This window comes from Bacillus sp. JJ1609, assembly GCF_036967045.1.
Lineage (GTDB): Bacteria > Bacillota > Bacilli > Bacillales > Cytobacillaceae > Mesobacillus.
In genome coordinates this window covers 211,061-230,988 of record NZ_JBALSS010000004.1, presented here as the reverse complement: position 1 = coordinate 230,988, position 19,928 = coordinate 211,061, and the positions used below count along the sequence as shown (strand labels likewise).

15 protein-coding genes are annotated in these 19,928 nt (G+C 41.2%); 8 read left to right on the top strand and 7 right to left on the bottom strand.

Translation table 11 applies throughout. The features are described from left to right. The first annotated feature begins 126 nt into the window (after positions 1-126). Complete coding sequence (locus V7654_RS03530) at positions 127-3,210, top strand: efflux RND transporter permease subunit (RefSeq protein WP_335428502.1); 3,084 nt, start codon at positions 127-129, stop codon at positions 3,208-3,210. Between the two features lie 134 nt (positions 3,211-3,344). After that, positions 3,345-3,686 carry a zinc ribbon domain-containing protein YjdM gene (locus V7654_RS03525; RefSeq protein ID WP_335428500.1) on the top strand — a complete coding sequence of 114 codons (342 nt, stop codon included), beginning with the start codon at positions 3,345-3,347 and terminating at the stop codon, positions 3,684-3,686. Positions 3,687-3,944: 258 nt separating this feature from the next. On the opposite strand, the gene V7654_RS03520 is transcribed toward V7654_RS03525, so the two are convergent. Continuing rightward, positions 3,945-5,555, bottom strand: coding sequence for a serine hydrolase domain-containing protein (locus tag V7654_RS03520; protein WP_335428499.1), 1,611 nt, complete (start codon positions 5,553-5,555; stop codon positions 3,945-3,947). 108 nt (positions 5,556-5,663) lie between these two features. Continuing rightward, positions 5,664-6,449: a metal-dependent hydrolase gene (locus tag V7654_RS03515; RefSeq protein ID WP_335428498.1), complete on the bottom strand. Its 786-nt coding sequence runs from the start codon at positions 6,447-6,449 to the stop codon at positions 5,664-5,666. Between the two features lie 451 nt (positions 6,450-6,900). Here V7654_RS03515 and V7654_RS03510 point away from each other — a divergent pair, with 451 nt between their 5' ends. Together V7654_RS03510 and V7654_RS03505 are read left to right on the top strand one after the other, a co-directional pair. Next, entirely contained in the window at positions 6,901-8,073 is a 1,173-nt protein-coding gene (locus tag V7654_RS03510; RefSeq protein ID WP_335428496.1) for a ParM/StbA family protein, read from the top strand. A gap of 14 nt (positions 8,074-8,087) precedes the next feature. Continuing rightward, positions 8,088-8,693: a hypothetical protein gene (locus V7654_RS03505; protein WP_335428495.1), complete on the top strand. Its 606-nt coding sequence runs from the start codon at positions 8,088-8,090 to the stop codon at positions 8,691-8,693. 52 nt (positions 8,694-8,745) lie between these two features. On the opposite strand, the gene pepF is transcribed toward V7654_RS03505, so the two are convergent. After that, positions 8,746-10,563 carry an oligoendopeptidase F gene (gene pepF / locus V7654_RS03500; protein WP_335428494.1) on the bottom strand — a complete coding sequence of 606 codons (1,818 nt, stop codon included), beginning with the start codon at positions 10,561-10,563 and terminating at the stop codon, positions 8,746-8,748. Positions 10,564-10,752: 189 nt separating this feature from the next. On the opposite strand from pepF, the gene V7654_RS03495 reads away from it, so the two are divergent. Beyond that, positions 10,753-12,390, top strand: a complete 1,638-nt coding sequence (locus tag V7654_RS03495) for an ATP-binding protein (protein ID WP_335428493.1) — start codon at positions 10,753-10,755, stop codon at positions 12,388-12,390. 64 nt (positions 12,391-12,454) lie between these two features. On the opposite strand, the gene V7654_RS03490 is transcribed toward V7654_RS03495, so the two are convergent. Further along, positions 12,455-13,627, bottom strand: coding sequence for an MFS transporter (locus V7654_RS03490; RefSeq protein WP_335428492.1), 1,173 nt, complete (start codon positions 13,625-13,627; stop codon positions 12,455-12,457). Positions 13,628-14,059: 432 nt separating this feature from the next. On the opposite strand from V7654_RS03490, the gene V7654_RS03485 reads away from it, so the two are divergent. Then, entirely contained in the window at positions 14,060-14,527 is a 468-nt protein-coding gene (locus V7654_RS03485) for a DUF2243 domain-containing protein (RefSeq protein WP_335428491.1), read from the top strand. Positions 14,528-14,550: 23 nt separating this feature from the next. After that, positions 14,551-15,000, top strand: coding sequence for a hypothetical protein (locus V7654_RS03480; RefSeq protein ID WP_335428489.1), 450 nt, complete (start codon positions 14,551-14,553; stop codon positions 14,998-15,000). Positions 15,001-15,029: 29 nt separating this feature from the next. Here the strand turns inward: V7654_RS03480 and V7654_RS03475 are convergent, their stop codons facing one another. The 3 genes from V7654_RS03475 to V7654_RS03465 all read right to left on the bottom strand — a co-directional run bounded on the left by V7654_RS03475 (position 15,030) and on the right by V7654_RS03465 (position 18,422). Beyond that, positions 15,030-15,557, bottom strand: a complete 528-nt coding sequence (locus V7654_RS03475; RefSeq protein WP_335428487.1) for a hypothetical protein — start codon at positions 15,555-15,557, stop codon at positions 15,030-15,032. Between the two features lie 624 nt (positions 15,558-16,181). Continuing rightward, the gene (locus V7654_RS03470; RefSeq protein WP_335428485.1) at positions 16,182-17,360 is read right to left on the bottom strand and encodes a NupC/NupG family nucleoside CNT transporter; all 1,179 of its coding nucleotides are present in this window, start codon (positions 17,358-17,360) and stop codon (positions 16,182-16,184) included. Between the two features lie 132 nt (positions 17,361-17,492). After that, positions 17,493-18,422, bottom strand: a complete 930-nt coding sequence (locus V7654_RS03465; RefSeq protein WP_335428483.1) for a YitT family protein — start codon at positions 18,420-18,422, stop codon at positions 17,493-17,495. A 175-nt stretch (positions 18,423-18,597) separates the two neighbouring features. Here V7654_RS03465 and V7654_RS03460 point away from each other — a divergent pair, with 175 nt between their 5' ends. Continuing rightward, complete coding sequence (locus V7654_RS03460; protein WP_335428481.1) at positions 18,598-19,725, top strand: NAD(P)/FAD-dependent oxidoreductase; 1,128 nt, start codon at positions 18,598-18,600, stop codon at positions 19,723-19,725. Positions 19,726-19,928 lie beyond the last annotated feature (203 nt).

Below are 19,928 nucleotides of genomic sequence, written 5' to 3'. Positions count from 1 at the left end.
GCTTATTTTTTTTGCTTGTATGCATCTAAAATAATGTGTAAATCTTTTGTGAAATTATTGACATCTGACCGGTCAGTCATTAAGATTATTATGTGCTAAATAAGTCATTCAGGGGTAGGTGTACAAGTGAAAGGTTTAGTTAATTTTGTTCTAGGAAATAAGCTTGCAGTCTGGCTGCTTACAATTATCATTACTGTATCTGGAATTTATTCAGGGACAAGAATGAACATGGAGACAATCCCGAATATATCGATTCCTTACTTAATGGTAATGGATGTCTATCCAGGTGCGACTCCTGAAAAAGTAATGGAGGATGTGTCCATTCCAATCGAGAAAGCGGTGGAAGGACTTGAGGATGTAAAATACGTTTTTTCCAATTCATATTCCAATATGTCTAGCATTCAAGTGGAATATGAATATGGCATTGATATGGATGAGGCAAAGCGTGCCCTGCAATCAGCTTTAGATGCTGTAGAGCTGCCAGAGGGCGCACAGGAGCCAACCATTACAGCAATCAGCATGAATATGATGCCTGTTGCAGCGCTTAGTGTCAGCAGTACCAAGGAGGATATTGTTGAGTTAACGTCAACAGTTGAGGATATCATCCTCCCAAAGATTGAAAAAATTGATGGTGTTGCATCTGCAACAATTACAGGACAACATATCGAAGAAGTCGACCTTACGTATAATGAAGCGAAAATGGCTGAATTCGGCCTGACCGAGGATAAAGTAAAAGAGATGATTCAGGCAAGCAACCTAGCAGTTTCCCTCGGACTCTATGAGTTTAAGGAAGGGGAGCAGGCTGTTGCTGTGGACGGCAAGTTCATGACAGAAAATGAGCTGAAGAACATGCTGATCCCGGTTACACCTTCGGCAAGTAATCCTTCACCATTCGTGAAGCTGAGCGATATTGCTGAGATTGAATTGGTTGGTAAGGTTCAGTCTGTATCCCGGACGAACGGCGACGATGCCATTGCAATTCAAATCGTTAAAGAGCAGCAGGCCAATACCGTTGATGTTGTGGATGAAGTGAAAGATTTGATAAAAGAAGAAAAAGCAAAGATTGACGGTCTGGTCATCGATGTGTCTCTTGACCAGGGGAAACCAATTGAAGAATCCGTTTCAACGATGATTGAAAAAGCGGTATTTGGTGGATTGATCGCTGTTTTGATTATTCTTCTATTCCTAAGAGATTTCAAATCTACGATTATCTCTATCGTTTCTATCCCAGTTTCAATTTTCATGGCCTTGCTGCTATTGAACTGGATGGAGATAACGCTTAATATCATGACGCTTGGTGCGATTACGGTCGCGATTGGCCGCGTCATTGACGACTCCATTGTCGTAGTCGAAAATATTTATCGCCGCCTGCACTTAAGAGAAGAGAAGTTAACAGGCCGTGCCCTTGTACGTGAAGCGACAATTGAAATGTTCAAGCCGATTCTATCTTCTACATTAGTAACAGTGGCTGTATTCGCACCGCTTATTTTTGTTGGAGGAATGGTTGGTGAGCTATTTGCTCCATTCGCATTGACGATGACCTTTGCACTTGGTGCATCTCTGATCGTCGCAATCACGATTGTGCCGGCTTTGTCCCATTTCTTATTCAAGAAGAAGCTATATGGTGAAAAGACGGAAAGCAGCCATAAGGAAATTGGCAAATTAGCTAACTGGTATAAAAGCGTACTGAATAAATCGCTTAATCATAAAATCAGTACTTCACTCATTGCTGTCGTTTTACTCGCTGGCAGCCTTGCACTGACACCAATCATCGGCTTCAGTTTCATGGGCAGTGAAGAAGATAAGGTTATGTATTTAACGTATACGCCTGGAGCAGGTGAGCTTAAGGATGAAACCTTAGCGAATGTAGAAAAAGTGGAAGAAAAAATGCTTAAACGAGATGATATAGACATCGTTCAAATTTCTGTTACGGAAGAGGCAGACCAGATGTCAGCAATGATGGGCCTAGGCTCAGGCGGTGCGTTAATGTACCTGATCTTTGACCCAGAAATAGAAAACTTCCCTGAAGTCCGTGATGAAATTGAAGAATACGTGTTCAACCTTGGACAAAGCGGTGAATGGAAGAGCCAGAATTTCGGCGGAATGTCGATGCCTGAAAATGAAATCAGCTACACATTCTACAGTGAAGATTTAACAAAACTTAATAAAGCTGTGAAAATGGTAGAAGAAGAAATGAAAGAAAATGACGGCTTAAAGGACGTATCCTCTAGTGCAGAGGATGCCTATGTTGAGTACACCTTTAAAGTCGAACAGGATGAACTTCTGCAATATGGTTTAACTGCAGGCCAAATCGTCATGATGCTTAACCCGGCTAAAGCAAAAGATGTGTTAACGACAGTCGAAAAAGATGGCGAAACCCTAGATGTCATCGTCCAGCAGGAACAAACTAAGGCACCTGAATCAATCGATGATATCCTTGCAACACCAGTACCTACAACTCTTGGTAAAACTATGCCTCTTTCCGAGCTTGTAACAGTCGAAAAAGGTACGACAATGAACACCCTTGCTCGAAGCAAAGGCGAATACTATGCATCGGTTTCAGGAACAGCCATCGATGATGATATCTCAAAAACAACATCTGAAGTAGATAAAGCGATTGATAAGCTGGATTTACCTAAAGGTGTTGAAGTCGGCGTTGCTGGTGTACAGGCAGATATGACGGAAACGTTCACTCAGCTTGGTGCAGCTATGCTTGCTGCGATCGCCATCGTGTACTTCATCTTAGTGGTAACCTTCCGTGAAGGGGTTGCACCATTTGCAATCCTATTCTCGCTGCCATTCGCAGTCATAGGTTCATTCGTCGGATTACTGATCGCAGATGAAACCATTTCTGTTTCGGTTATGATGGGTCTATTGATGCTCATTGGTATCGTAGTGACGAATGCCATTGTACTTGTGGATCGCATCATCCATATGGAGCGTGAAGGTATGACAATACGTGAAGCAGTCCTCGAGGCTGGCGCAACCCGTCTACGGCCAATCCTGATGACAGCCATCGCTACAGTAGGTGCACTGATGCCATTGGCATTTGGCTCAGGCGGTGGTGGCCTGATTTCGAAAGGTCTTGGCATGACCGTAATCGGCGGATTGATAAGTTCGACATTACTAACATTGATTGTCGTACCAATCGTATATGAAGTACTATCGAAGGTATTTAAAAAGAACCGTAGAGAAATTGAAGAAAACTAATTCCTTTGCCCTGCAGGATGACTAGTCATCCTGCGGGGTTTTTTGATTTTGTCATGAGATTTTCCGTTTTATTTATCCAGCAAGCATTTGTATTAAGTTATAATTAGGATTACAAAATGAGGGAGGAAAATTACTTGTCAAACTTGCCAAATTGCCCAAAATGCAATTCAGAATTTACATATGAGGACGGCAGCCTTTTAGTTTGTCCAGAATGCGCCTATGAATGGTCTTTAGAAGTAGAAACAGGGAATAACACAGACGAAAAGATTGTGAAAGATTCCAACGGAAATGTCCTGAATGACGGAGATACAGTGAGCGTTATCAAGGATCTTAAAGTGAAGGGAACTTCATCTGTCATTAAGATCGGTACTAAAGTAAAGGGTATCCGATTGGTTGATGGTGACCACGATATTGACTGCAAAATTGACGGTTTTGGTGCAATGAAGCTGAAATCTGAGTTTGTTAAAAAGATATAAAAATGAGCCAGGCTTGTAACCTGGCTCATTCCAGTTTGTCGACAAGGATACAGGTTACCGATCAATTATTGAAACCCTGTTGATGGAGTGGAAGGCGCGAAGNNTTCCATCGTGCGTGGGCAGATTCAAGAAAGCTATTCAGTGTCCTGCGGGCTCCTGACGCCTCGCGGAAAGCGAAGCGGCCTGGAACGGGAATCAACAGACTAGTTCTTTAAATCAACTAAAAAAAAAGCTGTAGACAAACTTGATTTTCCGAGGTTATAAAGATAGTGCATGGGAGCTTTGCTGTGGGTAGCGCCAGGCAAAGTCGAATTCTAAATTGATGTTGCCATCAATGTCTATAAAGCTTACCAAGCCGTACTCCTTAGTTAAAAATTGATTTTTATCAATAGCCCTCCCGATTAAATCCATGTTTGTTTGAAGGTCTTTTATGATCAGGAAATCTTCTTGAATGGATACCTCGTAGCTCTCTTGACCATTGCTGTATATTCCTTCCCAGTTATTCCAGTCATTTGGATCTGGAGTATAAACTCGTGTAAACTCCGGGCATGCCTTGCTGTCTACAACAATGCATTTGATCGTCTGACCTGATGTGGGGGCAGGAAAGCCTATTGTAAATACTGTTTTTCTCTTATCATCTATTGCTATAAAAGTATCAGTGTTTACTTGTTTCAACTCAAATTTCTGGTCGTTATGGACCAGGAATTTTTTTGCTGAATCAGAACCGATCTCGATTAAACCATAATAGCTGTGTAAATAGGTATCTTCAAAGTAAGCCCAATCTGGCTCTTCACCCTGAAATTCTTCAATTGTATCGACTGTTTCATTGTCTGCCCCTTTCAGCAGCTCGTCCACAATTTCATATCCAGCCTGGAAAATATTCTCTCCATTTGCCAGAGCAATCACGGCTAGCCCCTTGTCAGGAACAAGGATGAATTGGCTGGAGTATTGGTAGCTATACTGCCCATAATGCCAGTACCGGTCAACGCCATCCTTTGTTTCCTTGAAAAAAGTGATGCCGCAACCGCCATCGGTTAAGTTATACCATTTGCTTTGCTCGGTTCTCATTTCTTTTACCGAAGCGGCAGTAAGCAGCTGTTTATTGTTATAAACTCCGTTTTCAAGATGCATCATGGCGAATTTACTTAGCTCATTAATTGAGGAGAATGCATAGTAAGATGGATAGCTGGCCACGGCATCGTAAAACTGATGAGAAATTGCCAGGTTTTCATTGGTATTCTTCTCATGAGGAAGCGCTAAAGGATAGGTCATTGCCTTCAACGGATCATAGGTTGTTTGAGTCATTTCCAGTGGTGCAAATAGCATTTTCTGCATAATTGCTGCAAAGGACTTGCCTGTTACCTGTTCTGCAATAAATCCGGCGATATTCAAGGCATGGTTTCCATATGAATAGGCTGTGCCTGGGTGAAAGAGGATTGGAAGCGTTGGTACGACTTCCTTCATGTAAAGCAACAAGCCCGCTTCATCATATTGAGAGCGTGTATCGTCACCGGTAGGAAGGCCAGATGAGTGAGACAATAGCATCCGAATCGTTATTAGCTTAGATAATTCAGGATCTGCAGCAGTAAACCAGGGTACATAATACTGTACCGTTTCATCCAAATCTATCAAACCTTTTTCAACAAGCATCATGATAACGGTACCAGTGAAAAGCTTACTTACAGATGCAATTCGAAACAAAGTGTCTGGACGAATTGGTACTCCCCAGTCCTCAGCCGTCGTCCTTCCGTATCCTTTGGATAAAATAATTTCATGGTCCATTATGACGGCTACTGCAGCACCTGGGATATTATTTCTTTTCATTGAAGCATCAATAATTTGATGGAGATTTTCCAATTTTATTGTCATTAAGCGAGACTCCTTGAAAATTGTATTTACATAAATAAATTCAATTAATAATAGAGATTTCCTGCTTTCAAATAAAAGAGGACCCCAACAAGTTGGGACCTCGATATATTAGTTTCTGTTGAATTCTTTTTCTTCTCCGTATGCTAAAGTAATGACTTCTGTCTTTTTATCATCCTTTAACATTTCCGCTAAATCTTTGTCTTTATCAATCATAAATTCTACGACCGGGAAGGCATGCAATAATTGATTTAAGGTTTCTGGGGAGGCAGCAGTTTCTTTAGTAGGGAAGGAGTGGCTAGGAATAACATATTTAACGTTTAATAATTTTTTTACAGCGTAGGCAGCTTCCTTCGGTCCCATTGTAAAATGTCCAGAAGAAGAAAGTATCGCGATTTCAGGTTCATACACCTCTTGGATCAACTTCATATCCATCATTAAACCGGTATCTCCGGAATGGTATAACGTGTAATCATCTTTAAATTCAAATATATAACCAGCCGCCTCCCCAGCATAGACAGGGGTTCCTTCCGTCTCACCATAGGAGGATGTGTGATTTGCCTGAACCATTGTAATCCTTACGTCCTCAAATGCAGCTGAACCACCAATATTGATTGGCAGGACATTTTTGATGCCTTGCTGGAGAAGGATCATCGCCAGTTCATATTGAGCAATAATCAAAATTTCTGGTTTATGTTCCACTAATTTTGACAGTCCGCTCGTATGGTCAAAATGACCGTGTGTCAGTAATACACAATCAATCGACTTATAAAAATCAGCTGAATTTAAGTGTTTTGGAAAACCTGGATTCATATCAAAGAACGGATCAATTAAATAATTTTTCTCATCCTTGCTTTTTAATATGTACATCGCATGACCCAATCGCATTATTTTCATGTTTTTTCCCCCCTAAACCCAATGTCTTATCCACTATGATTATTTTATTTTTCGAAATGTAAAAACAGAACCATAGGTAATTCAAAAATAAACACATCTTCCGGACAGGGGAGGGGAGGCGAATAGATGGAAAATAGAGGAAAATAATCACTTTAAAAGTTTTGTTTACAAATTCGTTTACCTGTATACATTTTGTAAACATCGTGTATACAAAAAGGTTTACATGTTTACAAATGCGTGTACATTCGGGTATATCAACGTGTATACGTGAATGTCATCATTGTGTACAATTATGTATACAAAACTCTTTAAAGGTTTACAACTTGTTTACATGTTTACAAATATATTTCTTTTCGCCCGTTTTTATTGCAGTATCTATTATTTGGCTTTACCTTTAAAATAGTAAGAGTATATACATAAGTACTTAGAAAACAGAAAAGGAATGATATGAATGACAAAATCCAGAATTGCAGCTGTTGATGTAGGTAATGATTCTATTAAAGCTATTTTCGGAGAATTTGATAATGAATTAAATATCCCTAATATTGTAGCAAGGGATACAGAGGACCGTCCTGTCATCGGTATTGAAGAGTTAGATACAAAAGATCCTATTGATGGAATTCATATTAGAGTCCACTCCCCTGCCCTGAAAGAAAATAATGCGATTTATCGTGTGGGCAGCTTAGCGACAAAAAGCGACAACGCTACTGAATTAGATCCAGGAAGCAGCAAGTCAGAAGAAGATCAGACATTGGTGATGCTGTTCGCTACCCTGGCATTAGATGCCGTTCAAGAAGAAAATGGAAAGCTTTTTCCAAGGTCCAAGAATGTGATCGATGCAAACTATACACTTGGAACTGGTCTTCCGCTTCGTGAAGTAAAAGAAGGAAAAGATGCTGGATACCGCTCTAAATTAGTTGGGTCTGTCCATCAGGTAGAATTCCTTGTAACTCCAAAGTACCAGGGCATTAAAGTGAATATTAAATTTGATGAAGTGAAGGTTTATCCTGAAGGCTTTGCGGCTTACATTAATCTAGTAATGGATAATAGCCTCAAAATCATTAACAAAGATTTAATTGATAGAAGAATTTTAATCCAGGATATTGGCGGCTTATCAACAGATATCGCTGTCATCAAAAACCGTAATGTTGATGATGATAAAGCACAGGGCTTCAACTTGGGTGTATCTGAGGCGTTAGAACAAATCAGAGAGGAAATCCGCAGCAAACATGGCGTGGAATTAGACAGCCGCAGAGATGTTGTTGAAATTATCACTCGCAAAAACGATCGTAACCATATCATGGTCAAAGGAAGCCGTACAAGTGTACATGACATTACTGACCGCATCCTTCTTGAATTAGCGAAAAAGCAATATCGCCTGCTTCGCAACGTATGGGCAAAGAACTCACAAACAGAAATTTGCTATTTCGTTGGCGGCGGGGCAACTGTCTTGAAGGAATATATCAAAACATTAAACAATAACCTTGATGGCTATAACATTGAGTTTTTTGAAGATGAAAAAGAAAGCATCTGGATGATGGCGAATGCCTATTACAAGCTGATCATGGATTATGTGAAAAAGACAGAAAAGAGTAAACCTGCTACTGAGCCTGTAAAAAGCTAAAATAAGGTGATCCTATGAAAAAAACCAACCCAAACGAGATTAAGAGAGGACAAGCAATATCATTTCGTGTTCCTTCTGACACTCCCGACCACATTTTAAGGCATATGCAAAAATTGAAAGAAACAGAGAGAAGAAATTTCTCCAGTAAAATTGCTGAATTTGTGATGCAGGGGGTTGGCAGCTCTCATTCCAAGGAACGGGAAACCCTAACAATTCCTCTTCCTCGTAATTTAAGTAAATCACAACGGGATTGGGTAAAGCATGAGCATTCTGAAGCCTTGCTTGGTAACATCGTTTATCACCTGTTAAGCGATCCGGTTCGCGCTACCTCGCTGCTTGCTTCATTGAATAGCAAGTCGACTGAAATAGACGAGGCGCTGTATTTGCAGGAAGAGATTGTTTACGCGGGTGCAGAGGCGGAACAGGACAACAGCGGTATACTGGCAACAGAAGAGGCGGCATCAGCTGCTGAAGCAGATTCATTTGATGATGACTTAGATTCTTTTGACTGGGAATCTATGAAACAAAATGATGACCAAGTTTCGGAAGAAGAACCGGAAGAACAGGAAGACGAATTAGATGATCTTCTTGGAGATTTTCTGGCTAAAATGAATAAGTAAAAATGACAAAAGAAGACCCCTGGGATCAATATTCCCAGGGGTCTTATCGTTATTACTCATACGAGCGTTCTAATTCGTCAATCAGGGAACCGACATAAGCGACCGCTTTGCGGACTGGTTCTGGCGTCGACATATCAAGACCAGCGTGCTTCAATAACTCAAGAGGCTTCATGGTGCCGCCTGCGCGGAGCACCTCGAGCCAGCGGTCAACGGCAGGCTGGCCTTCTTCCTGAATCAATTGGGCGACGGCAGTAGATGCAGTCAGACCAGCAGAGTAAGTATACGGATACAAGCCCATATAGTAGTGAGGCTGGCGCATCCAGGTCAGGCTCGCGCCTTCATCGATTTCAACAGTGTCACCCCAGAAGCCTGTAAGGACATCCGCTTTAATTTCAGTCAAAGTCTTTGCGGTAAGAGCTTTGCCTGCTTCAGCATGAGCATAAACCCTGCGCTGATACTCAGCTTCAAGTAAATGCGTGACAAAGTTATGGTAATACGTGCCGAGCAGCTGCAGGACAACCCAGCGGCGCATCTGCTGATCGTCTTTATTTTCCTTAAGCAGGTGCTGTGCTAACAGCATTTCGTTCATTGTGGAAGGTGCCTCAATGAAGTACATGGATGGACGAACATTCATGATCCGCTGATTTTTGTTTGCTAAATAAAAATGTCCTGCATGGCCGAATTCATGTGCCAATGTAAAGCAGCCGCGCATATTGTCCGCCCAGGTAATCAGGATATATGGATGCGAACCATATGGGCTTGAGCAGAAGGCACCTGTTGATTTCCCTACGTTATCAGCAAGATCGACCCATCTTTCCTTAAAGCCTTTTTCAATCATATCCGTATAGTCTGTTCCCATTACCTTTAAAGATTCAGTAATGACCTTGCTAGCCTCTTCAAAGGTGATTTCAGGGTCAAAGTCTGGATCAAAAGGAGCTTTTAAGTCACAGAACATCATCTTGTCCAGCCCCAAGACCTTCTTCTTCAACTGGGCAAAGCGGCGCATGTGCGGTGCCAGCTCTTTATAAATGATGTCGATTTGGTTATTGTACATTTCTAAAGTTACCTGCTGAGGCTCAAGCAGCATATGCGTGACGGATTCATAGTTCCGAAGACGGGCAAGAGTAACCTGCTTTTTTACTTCAGTAGAATACGCTGCAGCAATCGTATTTTTATACTGTTTGAGAGTTGAAACAAAGGAATCGTATGCTTTTCTTCTGACATCTGTATCCGGGGAAAATTCATATCGGCTTTCGAACAGCGCAAACGAATTAGGCAATTCATTCCCTGCCTCATCCTCGATTGAGGCAAACTCCATGTCGGCCAGCTTAGCCATTTCATAGATTTTATATGGAGAAGCATGAACTTCGCCTAGTGCGGCGAGCACCTCTTCGGTTTCCGGTGATAGCTTATGTTTTTTTGTTTCAAGAAGCTCTAAGAGATTTTTCCGGAATGGCTCAAGTTCAGGCTCCTCTTGCAGGAACTTTTCTATGGAGCCATCCTCAAACGCAAGAATTTCAGAAGAAATAAATGACAAGGAAGCCATTGCGTTCGTGCTAATAGCAGCAATCTTCGCTGAATTGGACTGATTAACAGGATCCGTTCCGTCTGCTGATTGTTTCAAGCTGGCATATGTACGGGCTTTAGTGAGCTTCATAGAAAGCTCTTCCTGGGCGATGAGGCATTCTAATAATGCCTTTGATCCTGTATGTAAAGTGCCCTTAAATCCTGCAAATTTAGTTATATCTGCTTGAATATCATCCAGTGCGGCTTCCCAAGCCTTGTCAGAGACGAATAAATCATCAAGATTCCATATCGACTCAACGGGTACCTCTGAACGGACAAGACGTTTTTCAACTGTTTTATTCAATATAATCTCCTCCTTTTGTAACCTAATAATACTACGGAATTCGAAATAATGTTAGATGATTATATTGAATAATTAAAATATTATAAACTTTATAATTTAATTCTTAAAGAAATGTATAGAAAAGATGGAAAGACTGGTTTATTATTGGTTTGAATATTACGAAAATGAATATATACAGGTGGGAGTAAATTGATTTTACTAGACTATATTATAAATCTCTCCATTTTTTCGCTTATGGTCAGCACACCCTTAATCATTCGTTCTTTCATCAACCATAAACCGCTTAAGCAGCTTCGTCTTTGGGCCGCGTTATATGCGGGAATAGTTTCCTCAATCCTCGTTGGGCTTTCCTTCGAGGAACAAGGTTATTCGTATGATATCCGCTATGCAATTCTTATTTTAGTATTTGCTTATTTGGGACCTTCAGCAGGACTTATAACGGGTAGTTTTACGATAATCAGCAGATTAATGGCAAGCGACAATTGGCTTCCTGCCATTGTTGGCTGGCTGATCATCATGTTTTTTTTCACTCTCATAAATAAGCGATATTATCATCTTAAACCAGCTAAAAGAACTGGAATCCTGGCTGGCTCCTATATTGTTATTTATGTTTTGACGGTGCCATTGCTATTTAACGTATTTAGAGATAATCTCGTCTTTCACTTTCAGTACTTGCTGTTTATTATGCTAGGAGTGATGATTGGCGGTTTGCTAATAGAGTCATATGAAAACTTATATAGAATCATTACAGAAAAGAAGAATATGGAGAAAACACTTGAAGAAAGCGAGGCTAAATACCGCCTTATCGCTGAAAATACATCGGATCTTATCATGGTGATGGATAAAGAAAACGGAATAAGCTATTTTTCTCCCTCCCATGAAATCGTTTTAGGGTACAAGGTTTCTGAACTTCAAAGCGGGGAGCTTTGTAAGTTGATTCATCCTGATGATGTTCATCCTTTTGATAAAACAATCGAAACTATATTTGAAAATAATGAATCTCTATCTGTCGAATTTCGATTTCTGCACCATGAAGGCCATTGGATTGATTTTGAATCCCGCTGTATGCCTGTGATTGGAGAAGAAGGGGCGATCGAGCACATTGTCATGATCAGCAGGGATATTTCAGAACGGAAAAAAGCGGAAGAGATTCTTTTGCAATCGGAGAAGCTGTCGATTGTCGGGGAGCTGGCAGCAGGTGTTGCCCATGAAATCCGCAATCCGCTTACAACGATTAAAGGGTTTGTCCAGCTTTATAAAAAAGAAAATAGTTCAATTGAATTTAATGACTTGCTTCTCAGCGAGCTGGAACGGATCGAAACGATTACAAGTGAAATGCTGACACTTGGTAAACCCCAGGCCATTCAGCTTAATAGGGCAAATTTGCGGGATGTGATTGAAAACACGGTTGAATTGTTATCTCCACAGGCACATATGAAAGATATCCAATTCATCCAGAAGTACGAAGACACAGACTTTGTCATTATTTGTGAGAAGAATCAAATCAAGCAGGTGTTCCTGAACATTTTCAAAAATGCGATGGAGGCAATGCCAAAGGGTGGAGACATCGAAATAAGCCTGAAGAAAAGCAAGGATGAGAACTGTGTTATTTCCGTAAAAGACCAAGGATGCGGAATCCCAGAAGAATTGCTGCCGCGTTTAGGTGAGCCTTTTTACACATTGAAGGAAAAGGGAACCGGGCTGGGACTGATGATTTGCCACAAAATTATAAAACAGCACCAGGGGAGCATTTCTTATCAAAGCACGCTAAATGAGGGCACCTTGATTGAGATTCACTTGCCTTTAGCGAGCAAAATCATTGATTGAGGTAATAAAAAGGTCGAGCTATAGAGAAGGAGGGTGGCAATCGATGCCACCCTCCTTTCTGATTTTACACGTTCAATGAATGGGAGTTTTTCATGCGCGAATGATAGATTTGGTAAAGCACCAAGGCGATACCTGATAATATAATCCCTGAAATATAAGGCATGCCGATGGCGATCGAGAACAGCCATCCGCCTAATGGCGGACCAATGATCCTGCCAAGTGAATCGAAGGACGATAAAAGGCCAGTTGTGCTCCCGTGCCCAGCGGTAGATTTCTTTGTCAGCAAAGAAGATACGCTTGGGCGAATTAGTCCGTTGCCAACGCCAAATATCGTTAAGAAGAGAGCAGCAGTTCCAAACCCTTCAATCAGCAGGATTAAGGCAAAGCCTACCGCTGAGATGAGGATTCCCAGCTGGATAACCGTACCTTCTCCCAGCTTTTTTGTCATCCTTCCTACTAAACCACCTTGGACAATGGCTCCTGCAAGTCCCATGATCATGAAAATATAGCCTAGCTGCACTGAGCCAAGCCCAGCTTTTTCAGCAGCGAAATAAGCGAATGTTGCTTCAAGTCCTGATAAGCTCAGCGATACGAATAATTGCAGCACGAACAAAACAGAAACAGGGCCGTTGAAGGCCTTCAATAAAGATGTCCTTTCCTTTGACTGGCTGTTGCGCTCCTCAACGGAAAGTGATTCTTTCAGGACGAAGGTGACGAGCAGGAATGTGATCAGGGAGGTAGCCCCTGCAAGATAGAAGGGCATGTTCAGGCTGGATTGCGAGAAAATGCCGCCAATCGCAGGCCCGAATATAAAGCCAAGCCCTACAGAAGCTCCAATGATTCCCATTCCTTTACCGCGATCTTCCTCTGAGGTGATGTCAGCCACATAGGCCATGACAGTCGGCATATTTGCAGAAGACAATAGCCCGCCAATGATCCGCGCTGCAAAAAGCATCCATAGCTCTGAAGAAATGGCCATCAGGAAAAAGGAGATTGACAGTCCAATAATGCCAATCATGATGACAGGCTTCCTGCCAATCCGGTCAGAAACGCGTCCCCACATTGGCGCAAACAGAAGCTGCATCAAGGAATAGACAGCCATCAACAATCCCAGCTGAGTGGGGCTAGCTCCAATTTCCTCCGCATAAAAAGGCATGACCGGAATAATGATCCCAAATCCGACCATTACAAGGAACATGACTAAAAATAAAATAGGCAGAGCCTTTTTTGTATTCATTAACAGATTCACTCCAGTTTTTCAGCTATATAGTTGGTTTATAAAAGACTATGGAAAAAGGGCTTCAAGGCGTTTGTGGAACACTTTTCTACCCCAAGTTGATGAGTGTGTATTGTTATCTCTAAATAGGCACCTTCGTCGATTAACTCATAAACTGGACAAGTTAATCCCTATACGGTATTCATTGTAATGCAACGGGCTCCTCCTCAGATGACAAAAGCCTTGATTATTTAAATGGAAAAGCTAAAAACAACAATAATGTAAATTATAGCAGAAAGCATGTAAGGGTACCTAAAAGAGAATCTAAAAACGCATGGAAATGTTTCCTCAGAAGGGAAATGAACAACAAATCCTCCAGTACCTAAAAGTTTAGTTTTCGATAAATTTGGAAATAATATTCAAAAGTTTTGAATATACAGGGGGGTATTTACTGTGAGTCAGAAAACGAAAAGAAACTTCCTGCACATAGGCAGTTTCGTCCTGGGTTTAGGTTTTATGGGAGCGATGGATGGCATCATCTTTCACCAGTTATTGCAATGGCATAGTGTGATCATGCAGACAGATCGTCCAGGACAGATTGTAAGTGATGGAATATTCCACTTTGGCGTAACGATTGCATTAGTAATCGGTGGAATTCTATTATGGTTGGCCGGGAGACCGTCAGATATTACTAGAGGGGTAAGGCTACTTGTAGGCAGCTTTTTAACAGGGGCTGGTATTTTTAACTTGGTAGAAGGTGTAGTGAACCATCATCTTTTGAAAATCCACCGTGTAAAGCCAGGGGACCCTAATGCATTAATGTATGACCTTGCATTCCTTACACTTGGCTTATTGCTGGTAATCATCGGGGAGCTAGTCAGGAAAAAGGGACAACAATCTGGCCACACGATAGACCAATAATAGGCAAGGTGGAGACGGATTCAATGTACAAATTGGTTAGTTTTATTGTCATATTTTCATTTGTGTCAGTCATGATATATTTCCATAATCAAAATGGGCACTATCAGGCTTCGAACCATGGTGAGGCACACAGGCATAAAGAAGTGTCCATTCCTTCAGGCGAGGAAATTCCTTCAATTGAAGGATCTGTAAAAAAAGATCCTTCAGGGTCTTGGCTGCTTCATATCATGACAGATAATTTTACGTTTACTCCAGAAAAAGCTGGTCTTAATGAAGTCAACTATAGCGAGGGGCACGCACACTTGTATGTGAATGGGGAAAAATTAAACAGGCTGTACGGAAACTACTATAACTTAGGTGAACTTGAACCGGGGACATATCATATAAAAGTAACGCTTAATGCAAATAACCATGGGATTTTTACGGTGGATGGGCAGGAAATCGCCTATCATAAAAAGCTTAAAATCAAATGAAAATTTATGGATGCCATTTGGCATCTTTTTTACTGGGACGAACTCGAGGCGAGCAGCGATCTTCTATGAATTGATTTCACCAGCTTGAAAAACAAGATTGTCAAAGGCTGGACTATTAAATACACAGGAAGCGAATAGTATGGGCTCCAATTCTTATACTGTAAAAATTCAATATAGGAGGTAGAGACCATCCTTTCAAAAAGGACACCTCCGATAGAACAAAAAATGATATATAGAACAAGAAGCAGCCCTTTTAGCTGAAACTTGTCATATAAATAGATAAACAAATAGCCAAAAGGTGCATAAGGGATATAAGAGAATAAATCAAAAAGCTCATATTTACCCGTATCCATTATGTCGTAGAAATCTTTATGAGGGCCTGCCAGCAGGTGATCTGTTACTCTTGCTGTTGAAACAGTGAATAAAAGAAGCAGTACAGTGACTGAACCTGGAAAACGTTTAGGCAGTTTGTACAGCAGGAGCACTAAAAGAATAGCGGAAATGATAATATACCATTCATTCTGGTCGAATTCCCTGGGTAATGGCAAAAAATTCATTGTGTAATCCCTTCTTTATGTAAGATGCGGCTAAATATTCTTCCCAACATGCTCGTGATTGCTAAAAATAAAAACCAGGTTAAAAATGAAGCCCATAGCTTCCAATTCACGTATTTCATAATATCAAGGATAGGAAGAGTGTGCTCGAGTCCAACCATAATAAAGGTAGCAGCAAATATTAATAAAAGTCTTTTTGGTGCAGTTGACAGTCTTCTATCGATTTCTAGATATAAAAGAAGCATTATGGGGATTATTATTACCTCGGAAATTCGAAACATCAGGAAATGCCATGGTTCCTTTGATACTTTCCAAAGGTTTTCATTATCTACGATCACTGAAATAAAACTAGTAAAGAGGTATTCGATACACATTAAAACAAAGATGAATACTAATGGATTGTTCTTTTTGCTTATTAGTACAAAAAAAATAATCAAAATCAAAGCCATCGATATAAATAGAGAAACAGTTATCATAAGCTCCTCAGTGTTCTGCGTATTTTTATGTATTTTTATCTATACGGCTCCTTCTTATACAAAAAAGATACCCCCGGTAATGGAGGTATCGGACTTATTGGATGGCTGTTCTCGCAGTAATTGTGTCCAATGCCGGCGAAAAGAGTCTATATTAAAGCATTACCCCCGTTACAGCTGCTGCCAGTAAACTTACGAGGGTGGCTCCATATAGCAATTTGAGACCAAACTTGGCGACTTGATTGCCTTTCTTTTCGTTCAGACCTTTCACTGCCCCAGTAATGATACCGATGGAAGAAAAGTTTGCAAAGGAGACGAGGAAGACGGAAATGATCCCAACGGTTTTGCTTGTTAATGAATCAGAGATTTTTGCTAAATCCATCATCGCGACAAATTCATTTGATAATAATTTTGTGGCCATGATGGTTCCTGCATCGACAATTTCTGCTGATGGCACCCCAACGATAAAAGCAAGTGGTGCAAATACGTATCCTAGAGCCAGCTGGAAGCTGATCCCGAAAATGGCAGCGAAGATATGGTTAATCATGCTTATTAAAGCGACAAAACCGATTAACATTGCGCCGACGATAATGGCGACTTTGAAACCATCTAAAATATATTCTCCAATCATTTCAAAGAAGGTTTGTTTCTCTTCTTGAATTTCAATGATATCTTCTTCTGGCGAGACTTCATACGGATTGATGATATTCGCAATCATGAATCCCCCAAATAAATTCAAAACAAGCGCAGTGATTACATATTTGGGGTCAATCATTGTCATGTATGCTCCGAGAATCGAGGCCGAAACTGTCGACATAGCAGAGGTGCACAAGGTGTACAAGCGGTGCTCAGGTATATGTTCAAGCTGTTTCTTTACCGAGATAAATACCTCGGACTGCCCGAAAACTGCTGATGCCACAGCGTTATAAGACTCTAATTTTCCAAGGCCATTTACTTTGCTTAAGATGAGGCCAAGATAGCGGATAATGATTGGAAGGACCTTGATGTATTGGGCAATCCCAATTAATACAGAAATAAAAACGATTGGCATTAATACGTTTAAGAAAAAGGACATGGCTCCTTCATTGGCAATCCCGCCAAAGACGAAGTTTATCCCATCCGCAGCATACGCTAGAAGCCGGTCGAACAAACTGGAGATTCCTCTGATGACGACAAGCCCTGCTTCTGTGTTAAGCAGCAGGAAGGCAAGGGCAAGCTGCAAAATAAGCATGATGATAACTGGTTTTATTTTGATATCTTTTTTATTATTGCTTGCTAAATAGGCCATCAAAAAAATAATGGCAAGGGCGGCTAAAAATAAGATGAATTTCAAAAAAATTTTTCCTCTTTCCTGATGTCTGATTGACTTGGTGTGTAAAAACAAGGGTTCATTATATATTTTTTCGAGGAGAGCAAGAACTTATTCATCATGAATTAACCATAATTTTTCTGAAAGTTTATAACTTCAGCCAAATCCCTCTAAAGTAACATCAATCATATTAGAAGCGATGTAATAAGCCGCTAATGACAGCAAAGCTTTATCCCATCCGAATATAAACCCGGCACTCGAAAATACGAAAATATTGATGAACATAATGACCTTGCCGACAGAAAAAGAAGTTCTGCGGTTCAGCAATATGCCTAAAATTTCTGTTCCGTCGAGCGATCCTCCATATCGAATGACGATTCCAACACCGATACCTAAACAGATTCCACCAAATAAGGAAGCTACATATGGATTTCCTGTCGGAACAGGAACATTATAAAGGACGAGTGTTCCAAGTGATAAAACAGTAATTCCCAATAAGGTGGTCACAACGAATCTTTTCCCGATTTTTTTATAGCCCAGGTAGAGAAAGGGAAGATTCAGGAGGAGTAAATAGAACTCCAGCTTCAAACCTGTCAAATAGGACATAATGATGGATACGCCAACGATCCCGCCATCAATGATATGGTTCGGAATAAGAAAAAATTCAAGTGCTATCGATACGAAAAGGGCTCCTACAATAACAAAAAACGATTTGAAGATTAACTTTCGCAGTGAGGTTTTATTCCTTGAACGATATTCGTTTTCTTCTGGACTGAACTTTATCATGATAAAGGCGGGCAGTAAAAATCCAACCGCCTGTTCGATATTGGCGACCGCCCTTGACCAGCCGCGCGGTACGATCTTGCTTGTGTCTTCGAAAAACAATGCTGTTCCGCTTAAATGAAAGGCATTCCCTAATTTTTCTGCAAGAAGTTTTGGCTGTTCTTTCAAGGCGAAGGGGTCGAGTAAAGGACCTAATTGAAAGATATCTAAAAAGAGATAGATTACACCAAATGCCACAAAAACATTTAAATAAAGAAATAGAAAATTGGCCAAATCATAGAGCTTTTTATTCTGCATAAGCATTTCATCGCTTCCTTTACTTTTGGACAAGTGTTTAATTGTATGAATTTTTTTTAATGATTAAAACCTGGTTATGATAAAAATTACAATAATGATGAGAAACAAATACCCTTCATTGAAGTCTTCTCCATAACTCCTGTAGAATGGACACAAGTAAATAAGTGAAAAAGGTGTTTATATGAAGAGATTTGTCATAATAGGTGCTGGGATCTTAGGAGCATCCACTGCATACCATTTAGCGAAATCGGGTGCCAGTGTAACAGTAATTGATCGCCAGGAGCCGGGTCAGGCGACAGATGCTGCGGCGGGAATTATATGTCCCTGGCTTAGCCAGCGCAGGAACAAAGCCTGGTATTCACTGGCTAAAAACGGGGCAGAGTACTATGCCTCCCTCATAAAGCAGCTAGAGGAGGATGGGGAAACAGAAACTGGTTATGAGAAGGTAGGGGCAATCAGTCTCCATACAGATACAGAAAAGCTTAATAAAATGGAAGAAAGAGCAAGAGTAAGGAGAGAAGATGCCCCCGAAATTGGCGAGATTCGTCAACTCTCCCAGCTTGAAACAATGGAAATGTTTCCGAAGTTATCTAGTGATTACAAGTCTGTCCATATCAGCGGTGCGGCACGCGTTAATGGGCGTGCACTGCGTCAGGCACTAATCAACGCAGCAACAAAACATGGCGCATGCTTTTTCATTGGGGATGCCAAGCTAGAACATGATCAAAATCAAGTAAAGGCAGTGCTGGCGGGTGATAAACGCTACGAGGCTGACCGCGTCATTATCACGGCGGGTGCATGGGCTCCTGAGCTTCTAAAAACGCTCGGAGTCACTCTTCGGATTGCCCCTCAGAAGGCCCAAATTGTCCATCTTCAGCTTGAAAACACAGAAACAAGTATGTGGCCAGTTGTAATGCCTCCTATTAATCAGTACATCTTAGGGTTTGAGGGAGGCAGGGTAGTAATCGGGGCTACACATGAAGATGATATGGGATTTGACCGCCGGGTAACGGCAGGAGGGCTTAATGAAATTATTGCTAAAGCGTTGGCAGTCGCGCCTGGGCTGGAAGATGGAACGTTCATGGGAGCACGTGTTGGCTTCCGTCCTGTAGCGCCTAATTTCCTGCCGATTATAGGCTCAATACCAGGGTATGATGATCATTTGTTTTTGGCAAATGGTCTTGGTTCATCAGGATTGACAGTCGGACCATACTTAGGTGCTCAGCTTGCAAAGCTAGCGGCTGGAGAGATGTTGGATATAGATCTTGAACTATATGATGTTGCCGGGGCAATCAGCGATATTTCCTAGGCAATGAAAGAATATTGAAAGATTACGGGCATGCCAGATGGAGGCATGTCCTTTTTAATATATGCTGTGTTAACGACCATTGTTGATTTTTAAGCTCTGTTGATTGTAGTGGAAGGCGCGCAGACTCCTGCGGGCTCAGCTGGACAGGTGAGACCCCGCAGGAGCTTGCGACGAGGAGGCTCACCGCCAGCCCCTAGAAGAAT

What these genes read in the sequence shown, in the direction of transcription:
- V7654_RS03520 (WP_335428499.1), bottom strand. Translation starts at nt 5,555, where the DNA reads ATGACAATAAAATTGGAAAATCTCCATCAAATTATTGATGCTTCAATG.
- V7654_RS03480 (WP_335428489.1), top strand. Translation starts at nt 14,551, where the DNA reads ATGTACAAATTGGTTAGTTTTATTGTCATATTTTCATTTGTGTCAGTC.
- V7654_RS03475 (WP_335428487.1), bottom strand. Translation starts at nt 15,557, where the DNA reads ATGAATTTTTTGCCATTACCCAGGGAATTCGACCAGAATGAATGGTAT.
- V7654_RS03510 (WP_335428496.1), top strand. Translation starts at nt 6,901, where the DNA reads ATGACAAAATCCAGAATTGCAGCTGTTGATGTAGGTAATGATTCTATT.
- V7654_RS03460 (WP_335428481.1), top strand. Translation starts at nt 18,598, where the DNA reads ATGAAGAGATTTGTCATAATAGGTGCTGGGATCTTAGGAGCATCCACT.
- V7654_RS03515 (WP_335428498.1), bottom strand. Translation starts at nt 6,449, where the DNA reads ATGAAAATAATGCGATTGGGTCATGCGATGTACATATTAAAAAGCAAG.
- V7654_RS03505 (WP_335428495.1), top strand. Translation starts at nt 8,088, where the DNA reads ATGAAAAAAACCAACCCAAACGAGATTAAGAGAGGACAAGCAATATCA.
- V7654_RS03490 (WP_335428492.1), bottom strand. Translation starts at nt 13,627, where the DNA reads ATGAATACAAAAAAGGCTCTGCCTATTTTATTTTTAGTCATGTTCCTT.
- V7654_RS03465 (WP_335428483.1), bottom strand. Translation starts at nt 18,422, where the DNA reads ATGCTTATGCAGAATAAAAAGCTCTATGATTTGGCCAATTTTCTATTT.